Source organism: Mesocryomonas lacus (assembly GCF_055730105.2).
This window is the reverse complement of sequence record NZ_JBUZWF020000007.1, coordinates 45,990-62,760: the sequence shown is the minus strand read 5'-3', so window position 1 is coordinate 62,760 and position 16,771 is coordinate 45,990. Positions and strand designations below refer to the sequence as shown.

The window sequence follows — 16,771 nt, the reverse complement described above, 5'->3', positions numbered from 1 at the left end:
CGGTCAGACCGCCAGGCTCGCCGGACGGCGCAGATCCAGCGTCGTCGGGAAGGACGGGTCGGGGATCTCGAGCACCGGCGCGTAATGCCCCGGCGTGTGGCCGATGTCCTCGAACCGCGCCAGCCGGCGCGCCTCCGCCTCGTTGGCGTTGACCGGGAAGGTCTCGTAGTTGCGACCGCCGGGATGGGCGACGTGGTAGACGCAGCCGCCGAGCGAGCGCTGCGACCAGCGATCGTAGATGTCGAAGGTCAGCGGAGCGTGCACCGGGATGGTCGGGTGGAGGCCAGAGGCCGGCTGCCACGCCTTGAAGCGCACGCCGGCCACTGCGTCGCGGCCGTTGCCGACCGGCGTCAGCGGCACCTGCCGGCCATTGCAGGTGACGATGTGGCGGGCCGGGTCGAAGCCGGTGAGTTTCACCTGCAGCCGCTCGACCGAGGAGTCGACGAAACGCACCGTGCCGCCGATCGCGCCGGTCTCGCCCATGACGTGCCAGGGCTCCAGCGCCTGCCGCAGCTCCAGCGCAATGCCCTCGCGCTCGATCTTGCCGCAGAACGGGAAGCGGAACTCGGCCTGCGCCTCGAACCATTCCGGCCGGATGGCAAAGCCCGAGCGGCCGAGATCGGTGAGAACCTCGAGAAAATCCTGCCAGAGGAAGGCGGGCAGCATGAAGCGGTCGTGCAGCGTCGTGCCCCATCGGGCAAAACGGCCGGACTGCGGCTCCTTCCAGAATTTCGCGACCAGCGCCCGCACCAGCAGCTGCTGGGCAAGGCTCATGCGCGCGTCTGGCGGCATCTCGAAGCCGCGGAACTCGACGAGGCCCAGGCGCCCGGTCGGGCCGTCCGGGGAGTAAAGCTTGTCGATGCAGATCTCGGAGCGGTGGGTGTTGCCGGTGACGTCGACGAGGAGGTTTCGGAACAGCCGGTCGGTCAGCCACGGCAAGGGCGCGGCACCTTCGCCCGGCAGCGGCACCTGCGCCATCGCGATCTCGAGCTCGTACAGCGCGTCGTGCCGCGCCTCGTCGACGCGCGGCGCCTGACTGGTCGGGCCGACGAAGAGGCCGGAGAAGAGGTAGGAGAGCGAAGGATGGCGCTGCCAGTGCAGCACCAGCGACTTCAGGAGGTCCGGCCGGCGCAGGAAGGGCGAGTCGGTCGGCGTTGCGCCGCCGACGACGACGTGGTTGCCGCCGCCGGTGCCGGCATGCTTGCCGTCGATCATGAACTTGTCGGTGCCGAGCCGCGACTGCCGCGCCTCGTCGTAGACGGTGCGGGTGATCTCGACGCATTCCCGCCAGGAGGCGGCGGGATGGACGTTGACCTCGATGACGCCGGGGTCCGGCGCCACGCGGATGACGTTGACGCGCGAGTCGTGCGGCGGCTGGTAGCCCTCGATCACCAGCGGCAGGCCGTGCTTCTCGGCGATCACTTCGACGGCCTGAAGGAGATCGAGATAGGCCTCGAGCGATTCCAGCGGCGGCATGAAGACGCAGAGCTTGCCGTCGCGCGGCTCGATCGAGATCGCCGTGCGCACCGCGCCGAAGATTTCCTCGTGCTTCTGCTCGGGCGCCTGCCAGACCTCGGGGCTGGCGGCGAGGATGCTCGGCTGCTCGCGGCCCGGGCCGATCTCCTCCGGCGCTGCGAGCGGGCCCTGTTCCGCGGTCGGATCGTTCGGGTGGATATAAGGGTACTGCGCCGGCGGCACGTGAGGAAGCGCGCCGAGCGGCAGGCGGTAGCCGACCGGGCTGTCGCCGGGCATCAGGAACAGCTGGCCGCGCCGCGTCGTCCAGCGCTCGGACATCCAGCGGACGCCCGGCGTCATGCCGGTGCCGCTTGCCTGCGACTGCCAGGCCTGCACGGGAAGCACGTAGCCGGAGGCCTTCGACAGGCCGCGGTCGAAGACGCGGGCAAGGCGCGCGCGCTCCTCGGCATCGTCGAGCTTCGGGTCGCTCGGCTCGACGTTCTCCGGCAGCTTCGCCTCGCGAGACATCCAGTAGGACGGATCCTCGTAGGCGGCAGCAGCATAGGCCGGGTCGACGCCGAGCTCCATCGCGACTTCGCGCGTCAGCGTCTCGGCGTCGGCGAGCGAGACTGGGGCCTCGGTGACCTCGCGGGCGATGAGGTTTGAGTTGCGCCAGATCGGCAGGCCGTCCTTGCGCCAGTAGAGCGAGAAGGTCCAGCGCGGCAGCGTCTCGCCGGGATACCACTTGCCCTGGCCGTAATGCAGGAAACCGCCGGGCGCGAAGCGGTCGCGCAGGCGGCGGATCAGGTCGTCGGCGAGCGCCCGCTTCTGCGGCCCGACGGCGGCGGTGTTCCACTCCTCGGACTGAAAATCGTCGATCGAGACGAAGGTCGGCTCGCCGCCCATGGTGAGGCGGACGTCGTTGGCCTTGAGCTCGGCGTCGACCGCCTCGCCGAGCGCATCCAGCGCCTGCCAGCTCTCGTCGGAGAACGGGGCGGAGACGCGCGGCCGCTCGGCGATGCGCTCGACGGTCATCTCGAAGCCGAAGGTCACCTCGGCATAGTCGACGCCGCCGGAGATCGGCGCGGCCGAGCCGTAATGGGGGGTCGCGGCGAGCGGCACGTGGCTCTCGCCGGTCATCAGGCCGGAGGTCGGGTCGAAGCCGATCCAGCCGGCGCCCGGCAGGTAGACCTCGGCCCAGGCATGCAGGTCGGTGAAGTCGTGGTCGGTGCCGGCAGGCCCGTCGAGCGAGACGAGGTCGGGCTTCAGCTGAATGAGGTAGCCGGAGACAAAGCGCGCGGCAAAGCCCAGCTGGCGCAGGATCTGCACCAGGAGCCAGGAGGTGTCGCGGCAGGAGCCGGAGGCATTGGCGAGCGTCTCTTCCGGCGTCTGAACGCCCGGCTCCATGCGGATGAGGTAGGTGATCTTCTGCGACAGCAGCCGGTTGAGGCCAACGAGGAAGTCGACCGTGTGCGTCTCGCTGCGGTCGAGCTCGGCGAGGAAGGTTCTGAGCAGCGGCCCGGCGGGCTCGGCGCCGAGATAGGCGGAGAGGTCGGTGCGCAGCGGCTCCTCATAGGCGAACGGCCAGGCCTGCGCGGCATCCTCGACGAAGAAGTCGAACGGATTGTAGACCGTCATGTCGGCGACGAGATCGACCTCGATCTTGAACTCGGTCGCCTTGTCGGGAAAGACGAAGCGGGCGAGGTAGTTGCCGAACGGATCCTGCTGCCAGTTGATGAAGTGGTTCTCCGGCGTCACCTTCAGCGAGTAGGACGGCACTTTGGTGCGCGAATGCGGGGCAGGGCGCAGGCGGATGACCTGCGGACCCAGCCGGACCGGCCTGTCGTACTGGTAGTGCGTGACGTGGTGGAGTGCGGCGAGGATCGACATCGGGCGAAGTCTTACCTTCTTCATCGGATTGTTCGCCAAGACCATAGCCGTTCACGTCCCCGCCGCAAGCAGGTAAGGCGCACTGTGTTCGCAGATGCGAAAATAACAGCTTTGCCCGTGGCTAGATCGGGGAACTACCGCGGACGCCTCACATTGAGGCGAGAAGAAGGTCGCCGATCCACCGCCTGCCTGCCGCTTCCTGTGTTCCAGGGGAGCGGCCGGAGAGGGTTGTCAGGTCGGCCTCGAGGGTGCGGTCATGCGAGTTTTCAGCGAAGGTGAACCGGCCCTGTCATGCCTGACCCTTCGCACCTCGCCGGGATCGGCAGACTACGCTGAGGGGTGGCGTGGCCGGGCAGCACACGCAGCGGACAGCCGGTTGGCTGGCTGTAGGAGATTCCCGATTTCCGGGACTTTAAAGCGGGACACGCGCCGGCCATGACCCATGTAGGGTTCGAGGGCGGACCGACCGGACGCAGCGACCGATGCGGCAGACGGGATGCCGGAACGGGATTTCCGCAGCATTCCGGCGATCGCCGACCTCCTCAGATTCAGGCCGCATCCGCGGCGCAACATATATCGGTCGCCTCCAGGGCACGCCGAGCAATGCCACGTCCTTCATCGCCCCCAGCGGATGCGGTGAAGGCTGGGAAAGGATGAACATGCCCGAGACACAGAAGACGTTTTCACAAGCGACCTCGTGGGGAAGCCGCATTACCGAAAAAGGTGCCGCCTTTCGCCTCTGGGCGCCGAATGTCGATACCATCGAACTCGTCGCCGAGCGGGCGGGCGAGCGCCGCTTCCTGCCGATGGACAAAGAGGATGGCGGCTGGTGGCAGACCGAGACCGATGCCGTCGCGGTCGGCGAAGGCTACGGGTTCCGGGTCAACGGCGAGCAGGTGGTGCCGGACCCTGCGGCACGGGCGCAGATGTCGGACGTGCACTCCCTGTCACGGCTTGTCGATCCCCGCGCCTTCGAGTGGAAGTCGGCCGGCTGGAAAGGGCGCCCCTGGCACGAGACGGTTTTCTACGAGCTGCACACCGGCACCTTCACGCCCGAGGGCACGTTCGATGCCATCGTCGAGAAGCTCGACTATCTCAAGGGTGTCGGAATCACCGCGATCGAGCTGCTGCCCGTCGCGCAGTTCGGCGGCCAGCGGGGCTGGGGCTATGACGGCGTGCTGCTCTACGCGCCGCACGAGGTCTATGGCGGTGCCGAGGGCCTGAAGCGGCTCGTCGACGCAGCCCACGAGCGCGGCCTGATGGTCTTTCTCGACGTCGTCTACAACCACTTCGGACCGGACGGGAACTACCTCAACGCCTATGCGCCGGAGTTCTTCCACCCAGAGATTCACACCGCTTGGGGTGCGGCGATCGCCTATGATGAGCCGGCGGTGCGCGAGTTCATGATCGAGAACGCGCTGTTCTGGCTGAACGAATACCGCATCGACGGCCTGCGCCTCGACGCCATCGATTCGATCCAGGATACGACCGACGTTCCGATCATCCGGGAACTCGGCGCGCGGATCCGCGAGAAGATCACCGACCGCCATGTCCACATCACGAGCGAGGACGCGCGCAACATCACCTGGCATATCGAGCGCGACCCGAAGGGCGAGCCGCTTCTGATCAGCGGCGAGTGGAACGACGACTTCCACCATTGCGCCCACGTTCTGGCGACGCACGAGAACGAGAGTTACTACGCCGATTATTCGCGCAACAGCGTCAAGCAGATCGCCCGGTCGTTGGCCGAGGGTTTCGTCTTCCAGGGCGAGCACTCGCGCCACCGCGACGAGGATGTCGGTTTCCCCTCGGCTCATCTGCCGCCGACGGCCTTCGTAAACTTCATCCAGAACCATGACCAGATCGGCAACCGGGCTTTCGGCGATCGGCTGGTGGATCTTGCCTCGCGCCGGGTGGTGGAGTGCCTGCAGGCGATCCTCCTTCTGTCGCCGCATATTCCGCTGCTGTTCATGGGTGAGGAGTTCGGCGACACCAACCCGTTCTGCTTCTTCACCGATTTCGACGGCGAACTCGGCGATGCCGTTCGCGACGGCCGCCGGGCGGAGTTCAAGAAGTTCGACGCGTTCCGCGACGAGGCCAACCGCAAGCTGATTCCGGATCCGAATTCGGAGGCGACGTTCCGCTATTCCATGCTCGACTGGGAGATGGCCAAACGGCCGACCTATCGCCGCCGCCTGTTCAAGGTCTCGGCGATCCTCAAGCTGCGACACGAAAGCATCGTGCCGCTGTTGACCGACATTCCGCCGAACTGCGGCAGCCACTACATTTCCGACGACAGTGCGGCGTTCGTGGTGTCCTGGGTCCTGAAGGACGGTAACGTCCTGAAGCTTTTCGCCAATCTCGACGATGAGCCGTGGACCATCCCCGACGTGCTGTCGACCGATGATCGCTCCAGCGGCGAACTCGTCTTCGCCTATCCCAAGCATGCCACCGAGGACCTGGAGTCGGGGATTTTGCCTGGTCCTTCCGTGGTCTTCCGCCTGAGCCGGATGCTGCAGATCGCCGACACGACCCACGAGGAGGCTTCGCATGACTGATCGGCTCGACAAGCTCGCCGAAAGCCACGGCATTCAGCTCGGTTACGTCTCCGAGATGGGTGAGCGCAAGGTGATCGAGGATGGCGCAAAGCTGTCGCTGCTCAAGGCGCTGGGGGTTGATCCCGAGACCGGCGAGGAAGGCAGCTTCGACGAAGCCGGCGACAAGCCGGCCTCGCGCTGCGCCTTGCCGGAGAAAGTTAGCTCCCGACGCAGCTGGGGCATTGCCTGCCAGCTCTACAGCTTGCGATCGGATCGCAATCTTGGCATGGGCGATTTCCGTGACCTCAGCGACTTCGTCGAGATCGCCGGATCGGTCGGTGCGAGCTTCGTTGGCGTCAACCCGCTGCACGCGCTGTTCATGGCCGATGCCGGACGGTTCAGCCCCTATTCGCCGTCGAGCCGTCGGTTCATCAATCCCCTCTACATCGCGGTGGACGAGCTTCCTGGTGGGGCGGACGCAATCGCCCGGCTACGGGAGAGCGAGCCGTCGGCGTTTGCCGTGCTCGGAGGCGACCTCGTCGAGTATGTCGCCGTCGGTCTTCTGAAGAACCTCCTGCTGCGCGAGGTTTTTCTGCAGCAGCTGGAGGCGCTGCGCCACGACGAGGCGTTCAACGCCTATTGCGCTGGCGGTGGCGAGGCGCTGCGTGACTTTGCGCTGTTCGAGGCGATTTCCGCCCGGCAGGTCGCGAGCGGCGCCTATGCCGGATGGCATTCCTGGCCGGAAGCGTTGCGCAGCCGCGACCTGCCGGCGGTGCACGCGCTGGAAGCCGAAGCGGGCGACGAAATCCTGTTCCATCTCTGGCTGCAATACACCGCCGAGGAGCAGTTGGCGGAGGCTCAGCGCCGCGCCAAGGCGACAGGCATGAGCATCGGCCTCTATCTCGACCTCGCCGTCGGTGTCTCGCCGGACGGCGCGGAGACGTGGAGCGATCCGGCATTGACCGTTGGTGCCGCACGCGTCGGCTCGCCGCCCGACATGTTTAACTCCTCCGGCCAGGACTGGGGCCTCGCCCCGCTCTCGCCAAAGGCGCTGGCGGAACGGGACTACCGCCCGCTCGGCGAATCCTTCGATGCGCTCACGCGGCATGCCGGGGCGGTTCGGATCGACCATGTCATGGGCCTTGCCCGACTCTGGTGGATTGCCGAAGGGCACAAGTCGGCCGAGGGCGGCTATGTCCGCTACCCCCTCGGCAAAATGCTCGACACCATTGCCGAGGCGTCCAACCGCAATGACTGCCTTGTCATCGGCGAGGATCTCGGCACCGTGCCGCCGGGCTTCCGCGCAACGCTGAGCGAGGCGAACCTCCTGTCGTACCGCGTGCTCTATTTCGAGCGCCGGGATGTCGAGTTCCTGCCGACCTCTTCCTACCCAGAACTTTCGCTCGCTTGCGTCTCCACCCACGACCTGCCGACGCTGAAGGGCTGGTGGCTGGGGACCGATCTCGACCTGCGGGCCGAGACCGGGCGGCAGAATGCCAAGCGCACCGAGGAGCAGCGTGAGGAGCGCAAGCGCGACCGTCGCATGCTGATCGGCGCGCTGAAGGAAGCCGGCGTCCTGCCCGAGGAATACGACCGCGTGGCCAGCGGCGAGGACGCCTTGCCGGTGACGCTGTCGCAGGACATCGCCGATGCCGTGCACCGCTTCCTCGCCAAGGCGCCGAGCCTTCTCGTGACCGTGCAGATCGAGGACATGACGGGCTCCGAGCGCCAGCCGAATCTGCCCGGCACCACCGATGAATACCCTAACTGGCGCATCCGCTCCGCTGTGAAACTGGAGGACCTCGCCGAAGACGGCGGTTTCCAGTCCATCGCCCGGGCCATGCGCGACGAACGACCGGAGACCGTATGAGCCGCCAGCTGATCGCCACCTACCGCCTGCAGTTCCGCGAAGGAACCGGTTTCGACACCGCGCGGGACCTCGCGCCTTACCTGAAGACCCTCGGGGTTAGCCATCTCTACGCCTCGCCGGTGTTCGCGGCTTCGCCGGGCTCGACGCACGGCTATGACGTCATCGACTACAACCGCTTCGAGGAAGACCTCGGCGGCGATGCCGGCTTCCTGGCGATGAGCGATGCGCTGTCCGGCCAGGACATCGGCCTGATCCTCGACTTCGTGCCGAACCACATGGGCGTCAGCCCGGAGAACGCCTGGTGGGAGGACGTGCTCGCCTGGGGCCAGGAGAGCCGCTACGCCAACACCTTCGACATCGCCTGGGACGCCGAGAAGGTGCTGATCCCGGTGCTGTCGAAGCCCTATGGCGAGGCGTCGATGGACGGCGATCTCTCCGTGGTGCTCGACCGCGAGCGTGCCCGGCTGCGCTTCGATGCGGCTGGCTACGAACTGCCGCTCGATCCGCGCACGCTCGGCCATGTCTTCGGCTTCCTGGAGCATGCCGAGCGCGACCGCCTGGTGCGCCGATTCTCGGTGGCGACCCCGATCGAGGGGGAGGAACTGACGGAGCGTCTGCGCGAGCATCTCAGTGACGCCAGTTTCGCCACGGCGCTCGATGCGGCCGTTGCGGCCATCAACGCGGACCAGAGCGCGCTCCACGCGCTGCACGAGGCGCAGGTCTGGCGTCTGGCCTGGTGGCGGACGGCGCGGGAGAAGCTGACCTATCGCCGCTTCTTCGAAATCGCCGACCTCATCGGCGTTCGCCAAGAACTGCGTCACGTCTTCCGCGACTCGCACCGCACCGTCATTCGGCTGGCCCGCGAGCGGCGGCTGGACGGCATTCGCATCGATCACGTCGATGGCCTGGCCGACCCGAAGAACTACCTTCTCGACCTGAAGCAGGCCTTCCAGTCGGTGCGCCGCGACCCCGTCATCTACGTCGAGAAGATCCTCACCGGCGAAGAGCGCCTGCGCACCTCCTGGGAGATCGCCGGCACCACCGGCTACGAGTTCATCACCGCGCTGGCGGGGCTATATGTCGACCCCGACCAAGAAGAGGGGATGACACGGGGCTACGCGCACTTCATTGGCGAGGAGGAGGATCTTCGCCAGATGATCCTGCGCCAGAAGCGCTCGATCTTCTCGCGCAACCTCGCGGGCGAGCTCGCCTACCTCACCGGCGAGGCGCTGACGGTAGCGAGCCGCGGCCTCGCCACGCGCGATCTCGGGCCGGACACGATCTCGCGCTCGATCATCGAGGTCGCCTCGGCGCTGCCGGTCTACCGCACCTATGTCGGCGTCGACGGCGTGCCGAAGGGCGATGCCAAGATCATCGACGATGCCGTCGCGCTCGCGACGTCGCAGCGCGAGGTCGAGGCCGACGAGCCGATCGAGTTCATCGGCCGCCTCTTGAAGCTCGATTTCGACGATGGCCGCGATGTCGCCGGCGCCTTGAACTTCACCCGCCGCTTCCAGCAGACCACCGGTGCGGTGATGGCGAAGGCCGTCGAGGACACGGTGTTCTTCCGCTACAACCGGCTGATCGCCTTGAACGAAGTCGGCGGCGAGCCGGATCACTACGGCGCCGGCGTCGAGGCCTTCCACGAGGCCATGGCGATCCGCACCGAGGACCAGCCGGAAGGCCTCCTCGCCACGTCGACGCACGACACCAAGCGCGGCGAGGACGCCCGGGCGCGCCTCTACACGCTGAGCGAGGCGCCGAAGCGTTGGTCGTCGCTGGTCGAAGGCTTTGCCGAGGCCATGGGCGCCTATCGCCAGCCGATCGAGGAGACGCTCGACTCGCCGGACGCCGCCAGCGAGTGGATGTTCTACCAGTCGCTGCTCGGCGTGCTGCCGGCGGACTTTGATCCGTCCGATGCCGCCGCCCGCAAGGCGATCGGCGAGCGGCTATGCGTCTTCATGGAAAAGGCGGTGCGCGAAGCCAAGCGCTACACGTCCTGGACCTCGCCGGCCGAGCCGTACGAATCGGCTCTCAAGGCCTTCGTCGAGGCGGCACTCGACAGCGAGGCGACGGACGACTTCCTCGCTGACTTCTGGACGTCGGTTCAGCCTTTCGTGGCGGCCGGTGCCCTGACCTCGCTGTCGCAGACCTTGATCAAGATGACGGCGCCGGGCGTGCCGGACATCTACCAGGGCACCGAGTTCTACGACCTCAGCCTCGTCGATCCCGACAACCGGCGGAAGGTGGACTTCAAGGCCTGCGCAGCCGCGGCGGCGACGGACAACGTCGCCATTTCCGCCATGCTGGCGGATTGGCGGAGCGGCGCGGTGAAGGCGAAGGTCATTCTTGCCGGCGTTGCCGCGCGGGTGGCATCGCCGACCCTCTACACCACCGGCGCCTATGTGCCGCTGGCGATCGAGGGAAGCGCGGCGCGCCACGTCGTCGCCTTCGCGCGGGTCGAGGACGGCAAGGCGTCGGTCACCATCGCGCCGCGGCTGTGCCTCAGCCTGCTCGAAGGCGCCGAGGGCCTGCAGCCATCGGCAGCGCAGTGGGGCGATACGGCCGTGGTGCTGCCGAAAGAGCTCGCCGGCATGACCTGGCGCAATGCGCTGGGGACCGGCCGCGTCGGCCCAGCCGATCGCGTGAAGCTCGCCGACCTGCCGGATGGCCTGCCTTTCGCCTTGTTGATCTCCCAATAGAGCGGGGCCGTCTCAGCAACCTTTGAGAGGGTCCACCGGGCCGAACAGAGGTTGCTCTGATTGAAAATCTGGGAGCGTCCTGCGTCCATCGCTACGGATGTGCGGCGCTCTTGCCGTCCCCACCGGCGGCCAACCGAGATGGGAACTTGCCATGCCGATCCGTGCCACCGTCTGGAACGAGTTCGCGCACGAGCGTGAGAACGAGACCGTCCGGGGGATCTACCCCAGTGGTATCCACCGGACCATCGCCGACGCGCTGGCCGCCGACGCCGGGATCATCCCGGCGACGGCGACCCTCGATGAGCCCGAGCATGGGCTGACCGCCGAGCGACTGGCGGCGACCGACGTGCTGCTCTGGTGGGGGCACAAGGCGCATGCGGCGGTCGACGACGCGGTGGTCGAGCGCGTGGCGCAGCGCGTCTTCGAGGGCATGGGGCTGATTGTCCTGCACTCCGGGCATTTTTCCAAGATCTTCAAGTGGGTGATGGGGGCGCCATGCTCGCTGCGATGGCGCGAGGCGGGCGAGCGCGAGCGGCTCTGGGCGATCAACCGTTCGCACCCGATCGTGCAGGGGATCGGCGACCATATCGAACTGCCGAATTCGGAGATGTACGGAGAGCCTTTCCTGATCCCCGAACCGATGGAGACGGTGTTCATCTCCTGGTACCAAGGCGGCGAAGTGTTCCGGTCCGGCGTCACCTACCAGCGCGGCGCCGGGCGTATCTTCTATTTCGGCCCGGGCCACGAGACCTACCCGATCTACCACGATCCGAAGATCCAGCAGGTGCTGCGCAACGCCGTGCGCTGGGCGCACAACCCGTTGCCCGCCTGGGCCGATGTCTCGGCGGCGCCGAACGTGCCGGTCGATCAGGCGCGCGAGCCGATCGAGCAGCGCGGCGGCTCGCTTCACCAGCGGGGCGAAAAGGGTTTCCGGTGAGCGACAAGCGGCTGCTGATCCTCGGCACCGGGGCCATGGCGCACCGGCATGCCGAGTTCTTCGCCGTCATTCCCGGCTGCCGCGTCGTCGCCGCCTGCGACATCGACGCCGAGCGCGCAAAGGCCTTTGCCGAGACACACGGGATCGCGGCATCCTTCGGCAGTCTGGATGATGCGCTCGGCTGGAACGGCTTCGACGCCACCGTCAACGTCACGCCCGACGCCGCGCACCAGCCGACGACCTTGAAGCTGCTCGCTGCCGGCAAGGCGGTGTTCTGCGAGAAGCCGCTGGCGCTCGACCATGTTGGGGCGCTGGCGATGACGGAGGCGGCCGATGCCGCTGGTCTCGTCGCCATGGTCAACCTCACCTACCGCAACGTACACGCCGTGCAGAAGGCGCGGCGGATGATCGACGCCGGCGAGATCGGCGACATCCGCCACGTCTCGGCCAGTTACCTCCAGAGCTGGCTGACCGGCCGCCACTGGGGCGACTGGCGCGCCGACGAGCGCTGGCTCTGGCGTTTGTCGGCCGCGCACGGCTCGAAAGGGGTGCTCGGCGATGTCGGCATCCACATCCTCGATTTCCTGACCTTCGGGACGGGGCTCGACGTCGCCAGCCTCTCCGCGCGCATGAAGACCTTCGACAAGGGCGGCGCGATCGGCCCCTACGGGCTCGACGTCAACGACAGCGTTGCGATGACGGTGGAGATGTCGAACGGCGCGCTCGGCGTCGTCCACATGACCCGATTCGCGACAGGCAAGCTGAACGACCTCGACCTTACCATCCACGGCGAGAGGGGCGCCCTGAAGATCTGGGCGAACCACGAGGCCTCGCGCCTCGAAGCCTGCCTCGGCCCCGACATCGAAACGCAGACCTGGCGGGCGGTTGACTGTCCGGCAACGCCGACCAATGCCGAGCGTTTTGTGCTGGCGTTGCTCTCGGGCGAGAACGGCGAGCCGAGTTTCCGCCGGGCGGCTGATGTGCAGAAACTGCTCGATCTCTGCTTCGTCTCCGATACCGAGGGGCGGACTCTGACGGTCTAGCCACCGGCATCCGGCAAAGCGGGGTTGCGCGTATAGCCTGGCCCAATGGTCAGCGGTGCTGCCGGCATCGCGTCCGAACTGACGTCGGAGACGACGGCGAACGCCTCCTCGAACAGCACGGCCTCATCGCCTTGCTGCAGCAGCCTGACGGTCACATGATAGGGCTTGCCGGTCTCGATGCCGTGGAGGGACGGGGTGCGCAAGCCGTATTGCCGCGTCTTCGGCCAGAGCTTGGCCTTGACCACCAAGGGAGCGCCGCCCGCTGGATCCTCGAAAATCGCTTCGATCACCGAGGCGTTCTTGACGGGCTTCATCACCCAGGCCGTGAACCCGTAATAGGCGTCTGCGATGCGGTAGTTGAAGATGAAGCCCGCCCCGGCGATCTTTAGATAGGGCGTCTCCCCCGGCGGCACGCGCACCGCGAAGGCCGCGGCGGCGAGCGCCAGGAGAAAGGCGCCGCCGGAAAGGGCGAGCGTGCGGGGCGCGATCTTTCGCTGCGGTTTCGGCATGGGTGGATCCCCAGGATGGCCTCATTCGAGGCGCGTGAGACCTTAAGCGAATCGCGTTGGTCTCGCCATCCTCCGGCAAGGCGCGCGCTATGGCCCGCGCCCAATTTCCAGCGTCGACGACGGCCCCGCCCCGTGGCATTCGCGCCTGCCGCAAAACTCGTATCCCAGTTCCGTCTTCGCGCTTGCGAAAGCGCCGCCGCCGACGCAATCTCGGGCGTTGCGACCGGATAGGTATCAGCCTGGCGGCGCGCTGAGGGAGAGCCTGATTTGTCCATCGCCAAGATTCTTGTCGCCAACCGCTCCGAAATCGCGATCCGCGTGTTCCGCGCCGCCAACGAGCTCGGTCTGCGGACCGTGGCGATCTGGGCCGAGGAGGACAAGCTGGCACTGCACCGCTTCAAGGCAGACGAGAGCTATCAGGTCGGCCGCGGCTCGCATCTCGCGAAGGATCTTGGCCCGATCGAATCCTACCTGTCGATCGAGGAGGTGATCCGCGTCGCGAAACTCTCCGGCGCCGATGCGATCCATCCCGGCTACGGTCTCCTCTCGGAGAGCCCGGAATTCGTCGATGCCTGCCATGCGGCCGGGCTCGTCTTCATCGGCCCGACCGGCGATACCATGCGCCGGCTCGGCAACAAGGTGGCTGCGCGCAACCTCGCGGTCGAGGTCGGCGTGCCCGTGGTGCCGGCGACCGAGCCGCTGCCGGACGACATGGACGAGGTCCGCCGCATGGCGCGCGAGATCGGCTATCCCGTGATGCTGAAGGCGTCCTGGGGCGGCGGCGGGCGCGGCATGCGCGCCGTGCGCGAGGAGAAGGACCTCGAGCGCGAGGTGATGGAGGGCAAGCGCGAGGCGAAGGCCGCCTTCGGCAAGGACGAGGTCTATCTTGAAAAGCTGGTCGAGCGCGCCCGGCATGTCGAGGTGCAGATCCTCGGCGACACCCATGGCAACGTCGTCGACCTGTTCGAGCGCGACTGCTCGATCCAGCGCCGCAACCAGAAGGTCGTCGAACGCGCCCCGGCCCCCTATCTCGACGACACCCAGCGCCGGGAGCTCGCCGGCTACGCCCGCAAGCTCGCCGAGGCGACGGCCTATGTCGGCGCCGGCACGGTCGAGTTCCTGATGGATGCCGACAGCGGCAAATTCTACTTCATCGAGGTCAATCCGCGCATCCAGGTCGAGCACACGGTCACCGAGGTCGTCACCGGCATCGACATCGTCAAGGCGCAGATCCACATCCTCGACGGCCACGCGATCGGCTCGCCGGAATCTGGCGTGCCGAAGCAGGAGGACATCAAGCTCAACGGCCATGCCCTGCAGTGCCGGATCACCACGGAGGATCCCGAGCATAACTTCATCCCGGACTACGGCCGCATCACCGCGTACCGCGGCGCGACCGGCTTCGGCATCCGGCTCGACGGCGGCACCGCCTATTCCGGCGCGGTGATCACGCGCTTTTATGACCCGCTGCTGGAGAAGGTAACGGCCTGGGCGCCGTCGCCCGGCGAGGCGATCGCGCGCATGCACCGCGCGCTGCGCGAGTTCCGCATCCGCGGCGTCGCGACCAACCTGACCTTCCTCGAAGCCATCATCACGCACGAGAAATTCCACGACAACAGCTACACCACCCGCTTCATCGACACGACGCCGGAGCTGTTCAGCCAGGTGAAGCGGCGCGACCGCGCGACGAAACTCCTGACCTATCTCGCCGACGTCACCGTCAACGGCCATCCCGAGACCCGCGGCCGGCCAAAGCCCAGCGCCGACCACGCGCTGCCGCGCGTGCCGGTGTTCCGCGAGGAACTGGTCGAGGGCACCAAGCAGAAGCTGACCGCCCTCGGGCCCAAGGGCTTTGCCGACTGGATGCTTGCCCAGAAGCAGGTGCTGGTCACCGACACGACGATGCGCGACGGCCACCAGTCGCTGCTGGCGACGCGGGTGCGCACGCACGACATCGCCGCCATTGCCGAATCCTACGCCCGCGGCCTGCCGCAGCTCCTGTCACTGGAGTGCTGGGGCGGCGCGACCTTCGACGTCGCCATGCGGTTCCTCACCGAAGACCCGTGGGAGCGGCTGGCGCTGGTGCGCGAACGGGCGCCGAACATCCTGTTGCAGATGCTGCTGCGCGGCTCGAACGGCGTCGGCTACACCAACTACCCCGACAACGTCGTGAAGACCTTCGTTGCGGAAGCGGCGAAGGGCGGCGTCGACCTGTTCCGGGTGTTCGACTGCTTGAACTGGATCGAGAACATGCGCGTCTCGATCGACGCTGTCAGAGAGGCGGACATGCTGTGCGAGGGGGCGATCTGCTACACCGCCGATCTCCTCAACTCCGCGCGGCCGAAATACGACCTCAAATACTATGTCGGTCTCGCCAAGGAGATGGAGGCGGCCGGCGCCCACATCCTCGGCGTCAAGGACATGGCGGGCCTCCTGAAGCCAGCGGGGGCCCGCGTCCTGTTCAAGGCGCTGAAGGAGGAGGTGGGCATCCCCATCCACTTCCACACCCACGACACCTCGGGCATTGCCGCAGCGACCGTTCTTGCGGCCGTCGATGCCGGCGTCGACGCCATCGATGCCGCAATGGACGCGCTGTCGGGCGCGACGTCGCAGCCGTGCCTCGGCTCCATCGTCGAGGCGCTGGCGGGACGCGAGCGCGACACCGGCCTCTCGGCCGACGCCATCCGCCGCATCTCGTTCTACTGGGAGGCGGTGCGCAACCAGTATGCCGCCTTCGAGAGCAATCTGAAGGGCCCGGCCTCCGAGGTCTACCTGCACGAAATGCCGGGCGGCCAGTTCACCAACCTCAAGGAGCAAGCGCGCTCGCTCGGCCTCGAGACCCGCTGGCACGCGGTCGCGCAGACCTATGCCGACGTCAACCAGATGTTCGGCGACATCATCAAGGTGACGCCGTCCTCGAAGGTGGTGGGCGACATGGCGCTGATGATGGTGAGCCAGGACCTCACCGTCGCCGACGTCGAGGATCCCGCCAAGGAGCTCGCCTTCCCCGAGAGCGTGGTCTCGATGATGCGCGGCGACCTCGGCCAGCCCGCCGGCGGCTGGCCGGAGGCCTTGCAGAAGAAGATCCTGAAGGGCGAGGCGCCGGTGACGGCGCGGCCGGGTTCGCTGATCCCCGATGCGGACCTTGCGGCCATGCGCGCCGAGATCGATGCGAAGCTCGAGACGATGCTCAGCGATCAGGCCTTCGCCTCCTATCTGATGTACCCGAAGGTGTTCACCGACTTCGTGGCGACGCAGGAGCTTTACGGTCCTGTCTCGGGCCTGCCGACGCCGAACTACTTCTACGGCATCGCGCAGGAGGAGGAGGTGCTGGTCGATCTCGAGCGCGGCAAGACGCTGGTGATCCGCTGCCTCGGTTTCGGCGAGACCAACGAGAAGGGACTGCGCACCGTCTTCTTCGAGCTCAACGGCCAGCCCCGCCGGGTGAAGGTGCCGGATCGGACGCGCGGCGCCACGGCGGCGGCGAAGTCGAAGGCTGAGCCCGGCAATGCAGCCCATGTCGGCGCGCCCATGCCGGGCGTCATCTCGACGCTCGCCGTGTCCCCCGGCCAGCAGGTGAAGGCCGGCGACGTGCTGCTATCGATCGAGGCGATGAAAATGGAGACGGCGCTGCACGCCGACCGCGACGGCCGGATCGAGGCCGTCCACGTCAAGCTCGGCGATCAGGTCGACGCCAAGGATTTGCTGGTCGCCTTCGCTCCGGACTGAGGAAGAAGCGGGCGGCGGGACTGCTGCCGCCTCGCTTGTTTCGTCTGCCGCGCCAGGGCCTCATCTCTTCGACCGGGTGGGCGCCTTGGAACACAGGTT

General features: G+C 67.1%; 8 protein-coding genes. 6 read left to right on the top strand and 2 right to left on the bottom strand.

Annotated elements, in window-relative coordinates; all coding sequences use genetic code 11:
• Positions 1-3: 3 nt before the first annotated feature.
• On the bottom strand, positions 4-3,345 hold the full coding sequence (locus tag ACZLZQ_RS20590; protein ID WP_472951098.1) for a transglutaminase family protein: 3,342 nt from the start codon (positions 3,343-3,345) through the stop codon (positions 4-6).
• Positions 3,346-4,004: 659 nt separating this feature from the next.
• Here ACZLZQ_RS20590 and treZ point away from each other — a divergent pair.
• From treZ to ACZLZQ_RS20565, 5 genes are all read left to right on the top strand, one after another.
• The gene (gene treZ, locus ACZLZQ_RS20585) at positions 4,005-5,903 is read left to right on the top strand and encodes a malto-oligosyltrehalose trehalohydrolase (protein WP_472950964.1); all 1,899 of its coding nucleotides are present in this window, start codon (positions 4,005-4,007) and stop codon (positions 5,901-5,903) included.
• Complete coding sequence (malQ, locus tag ACZLZQ_RS20580; protein ID WP_472950963.1) at positions 5,896-7,752, top strand: 4-alpha-glucanotransferase; 1,857 nt, start codon at positions 5,896-5,898, stop codon at positions 7,750-7,752. Before treZ ends, malQ begins: the two co-directional genes overlap by 8 nt.
• Positions 7,749-10,454, top strand: a complete 2,706-nt coding sequence (gene treY, locus ACZLZQ_RS20575) for a malto-oligosyltrehalose synthase (RefSeq protein ID WP_472950962.1) — start codon at positions 7,749-7,751, stop codon at positions 10,452-10,454. The genes malQ and treY overlap by 4 nt, the downstream gene beginning before the upstream one ends.
• Positions 10,455-10,605: 151 nt before the next feature.
• On the top strand, positions 10,606-11,391 hold the full coding sequence (locus ACZLZQ_RS20570; RefSeq protein WP_472950961.1) for a ThuA domain-containing protein: 786 nt from the start codon (positions 10,606-10,608) through the stop codon (positions 11,389-11,391).
• Positions 11,388-12,434 (top strand): Gfo/Idh/MocA family protein, encoded by a 1,047-nt coding sequence (locus tag ACZLZQ_RS20565; RefSeq protein ID WP_472950960.1) that lies wholly within the window; start codon positions 11,388-11,390, stop codon positions 12,432-12,434. The genes ACZLZQ_RS20570 and ACZLZQ_RS20565 overlap by 4 nt, the downstream gene beginning before the upstream one ends.
• Here ACZLZQ_RS20565 and ACZLZQ_RS20560 read toward each other — a convergent pair.
• Positions 12,431-12,943, bottom strand: coding sequence for a hypothetical protein (locus ACZLZQ_RS20560; protein WP_472950959.1), 513 nt, complete (start codon positions 12,941-12,943; stop codon positions 12,431-12,433). The two genes, ACZLZQ_RS20565 and ACZLZQ_RS20560, sit on opposite strands and share 4 nt — an antisense overlap.
• Positions 12,944-13,210: 267 nt before the next feature.
• Between ACZLZQ_RS20560 and pyc the strand changes: the two genes are divergently transcribed.
• A complete protein-coding gene (gene pyc / locus ACZLZQ_RS20555) occupies positions 13,211-16,672 on the top strand; it encodes a pyruvate carboxylase (protein ID WP_472950958.1) in 3,462 nt (1,153 codons plus the stop codon).
• The last annotated feature ends 99 nt before the right edge of the window (positions 16,673-16,771 follow it).

Excerpts from the sequence above, each read along its gene's own strand:
- ACZLZQ_RS20590 (WP_472951098.1), bottom strand. The coding sequence starts at position 3,345 with ATGTCGATCCTCGCCGCACTCCACCACGTCACGCACTACCAGTACGAC.
- treZ (WP_472950964.1), top strand. The coding sequence starts at position 4,005 with ATGCCCGAGACACAGAAGACGTTTTCACAAGCGACCTCGTGGGGAAGC.
- malQ (WP_472950963.1), top strand. The coding sequence starts at position 5,896 with ATGACTGATCGGCTCGACAAGCTCGCCGAAAGCCACGGCATTCAGCTC.
- treY (WP_472950962.1), top strand. The coding sequence starts at position 7,749 with ATGAGCCGCCAGCTGATCGCCACCTACCGCCTGCAGTTCCGCGAAGGA.
- ACZLZQ_RS20570 (WP_472950961.1), top strand. The coding sequence starts at position 10,606 with ATGCCGATCCGTGCCACCGTCTGGAACGAGTTCGCGCACGAGCGTGAG.
- ACZLZQ_RS20560 (WP_472950959.1), bottom strand. The coding sequence starts at position 12,943 with ATGCCGAAACCGCAGCGAAAGATCGCGCCCCGCACGCTCGCCCTTTCC.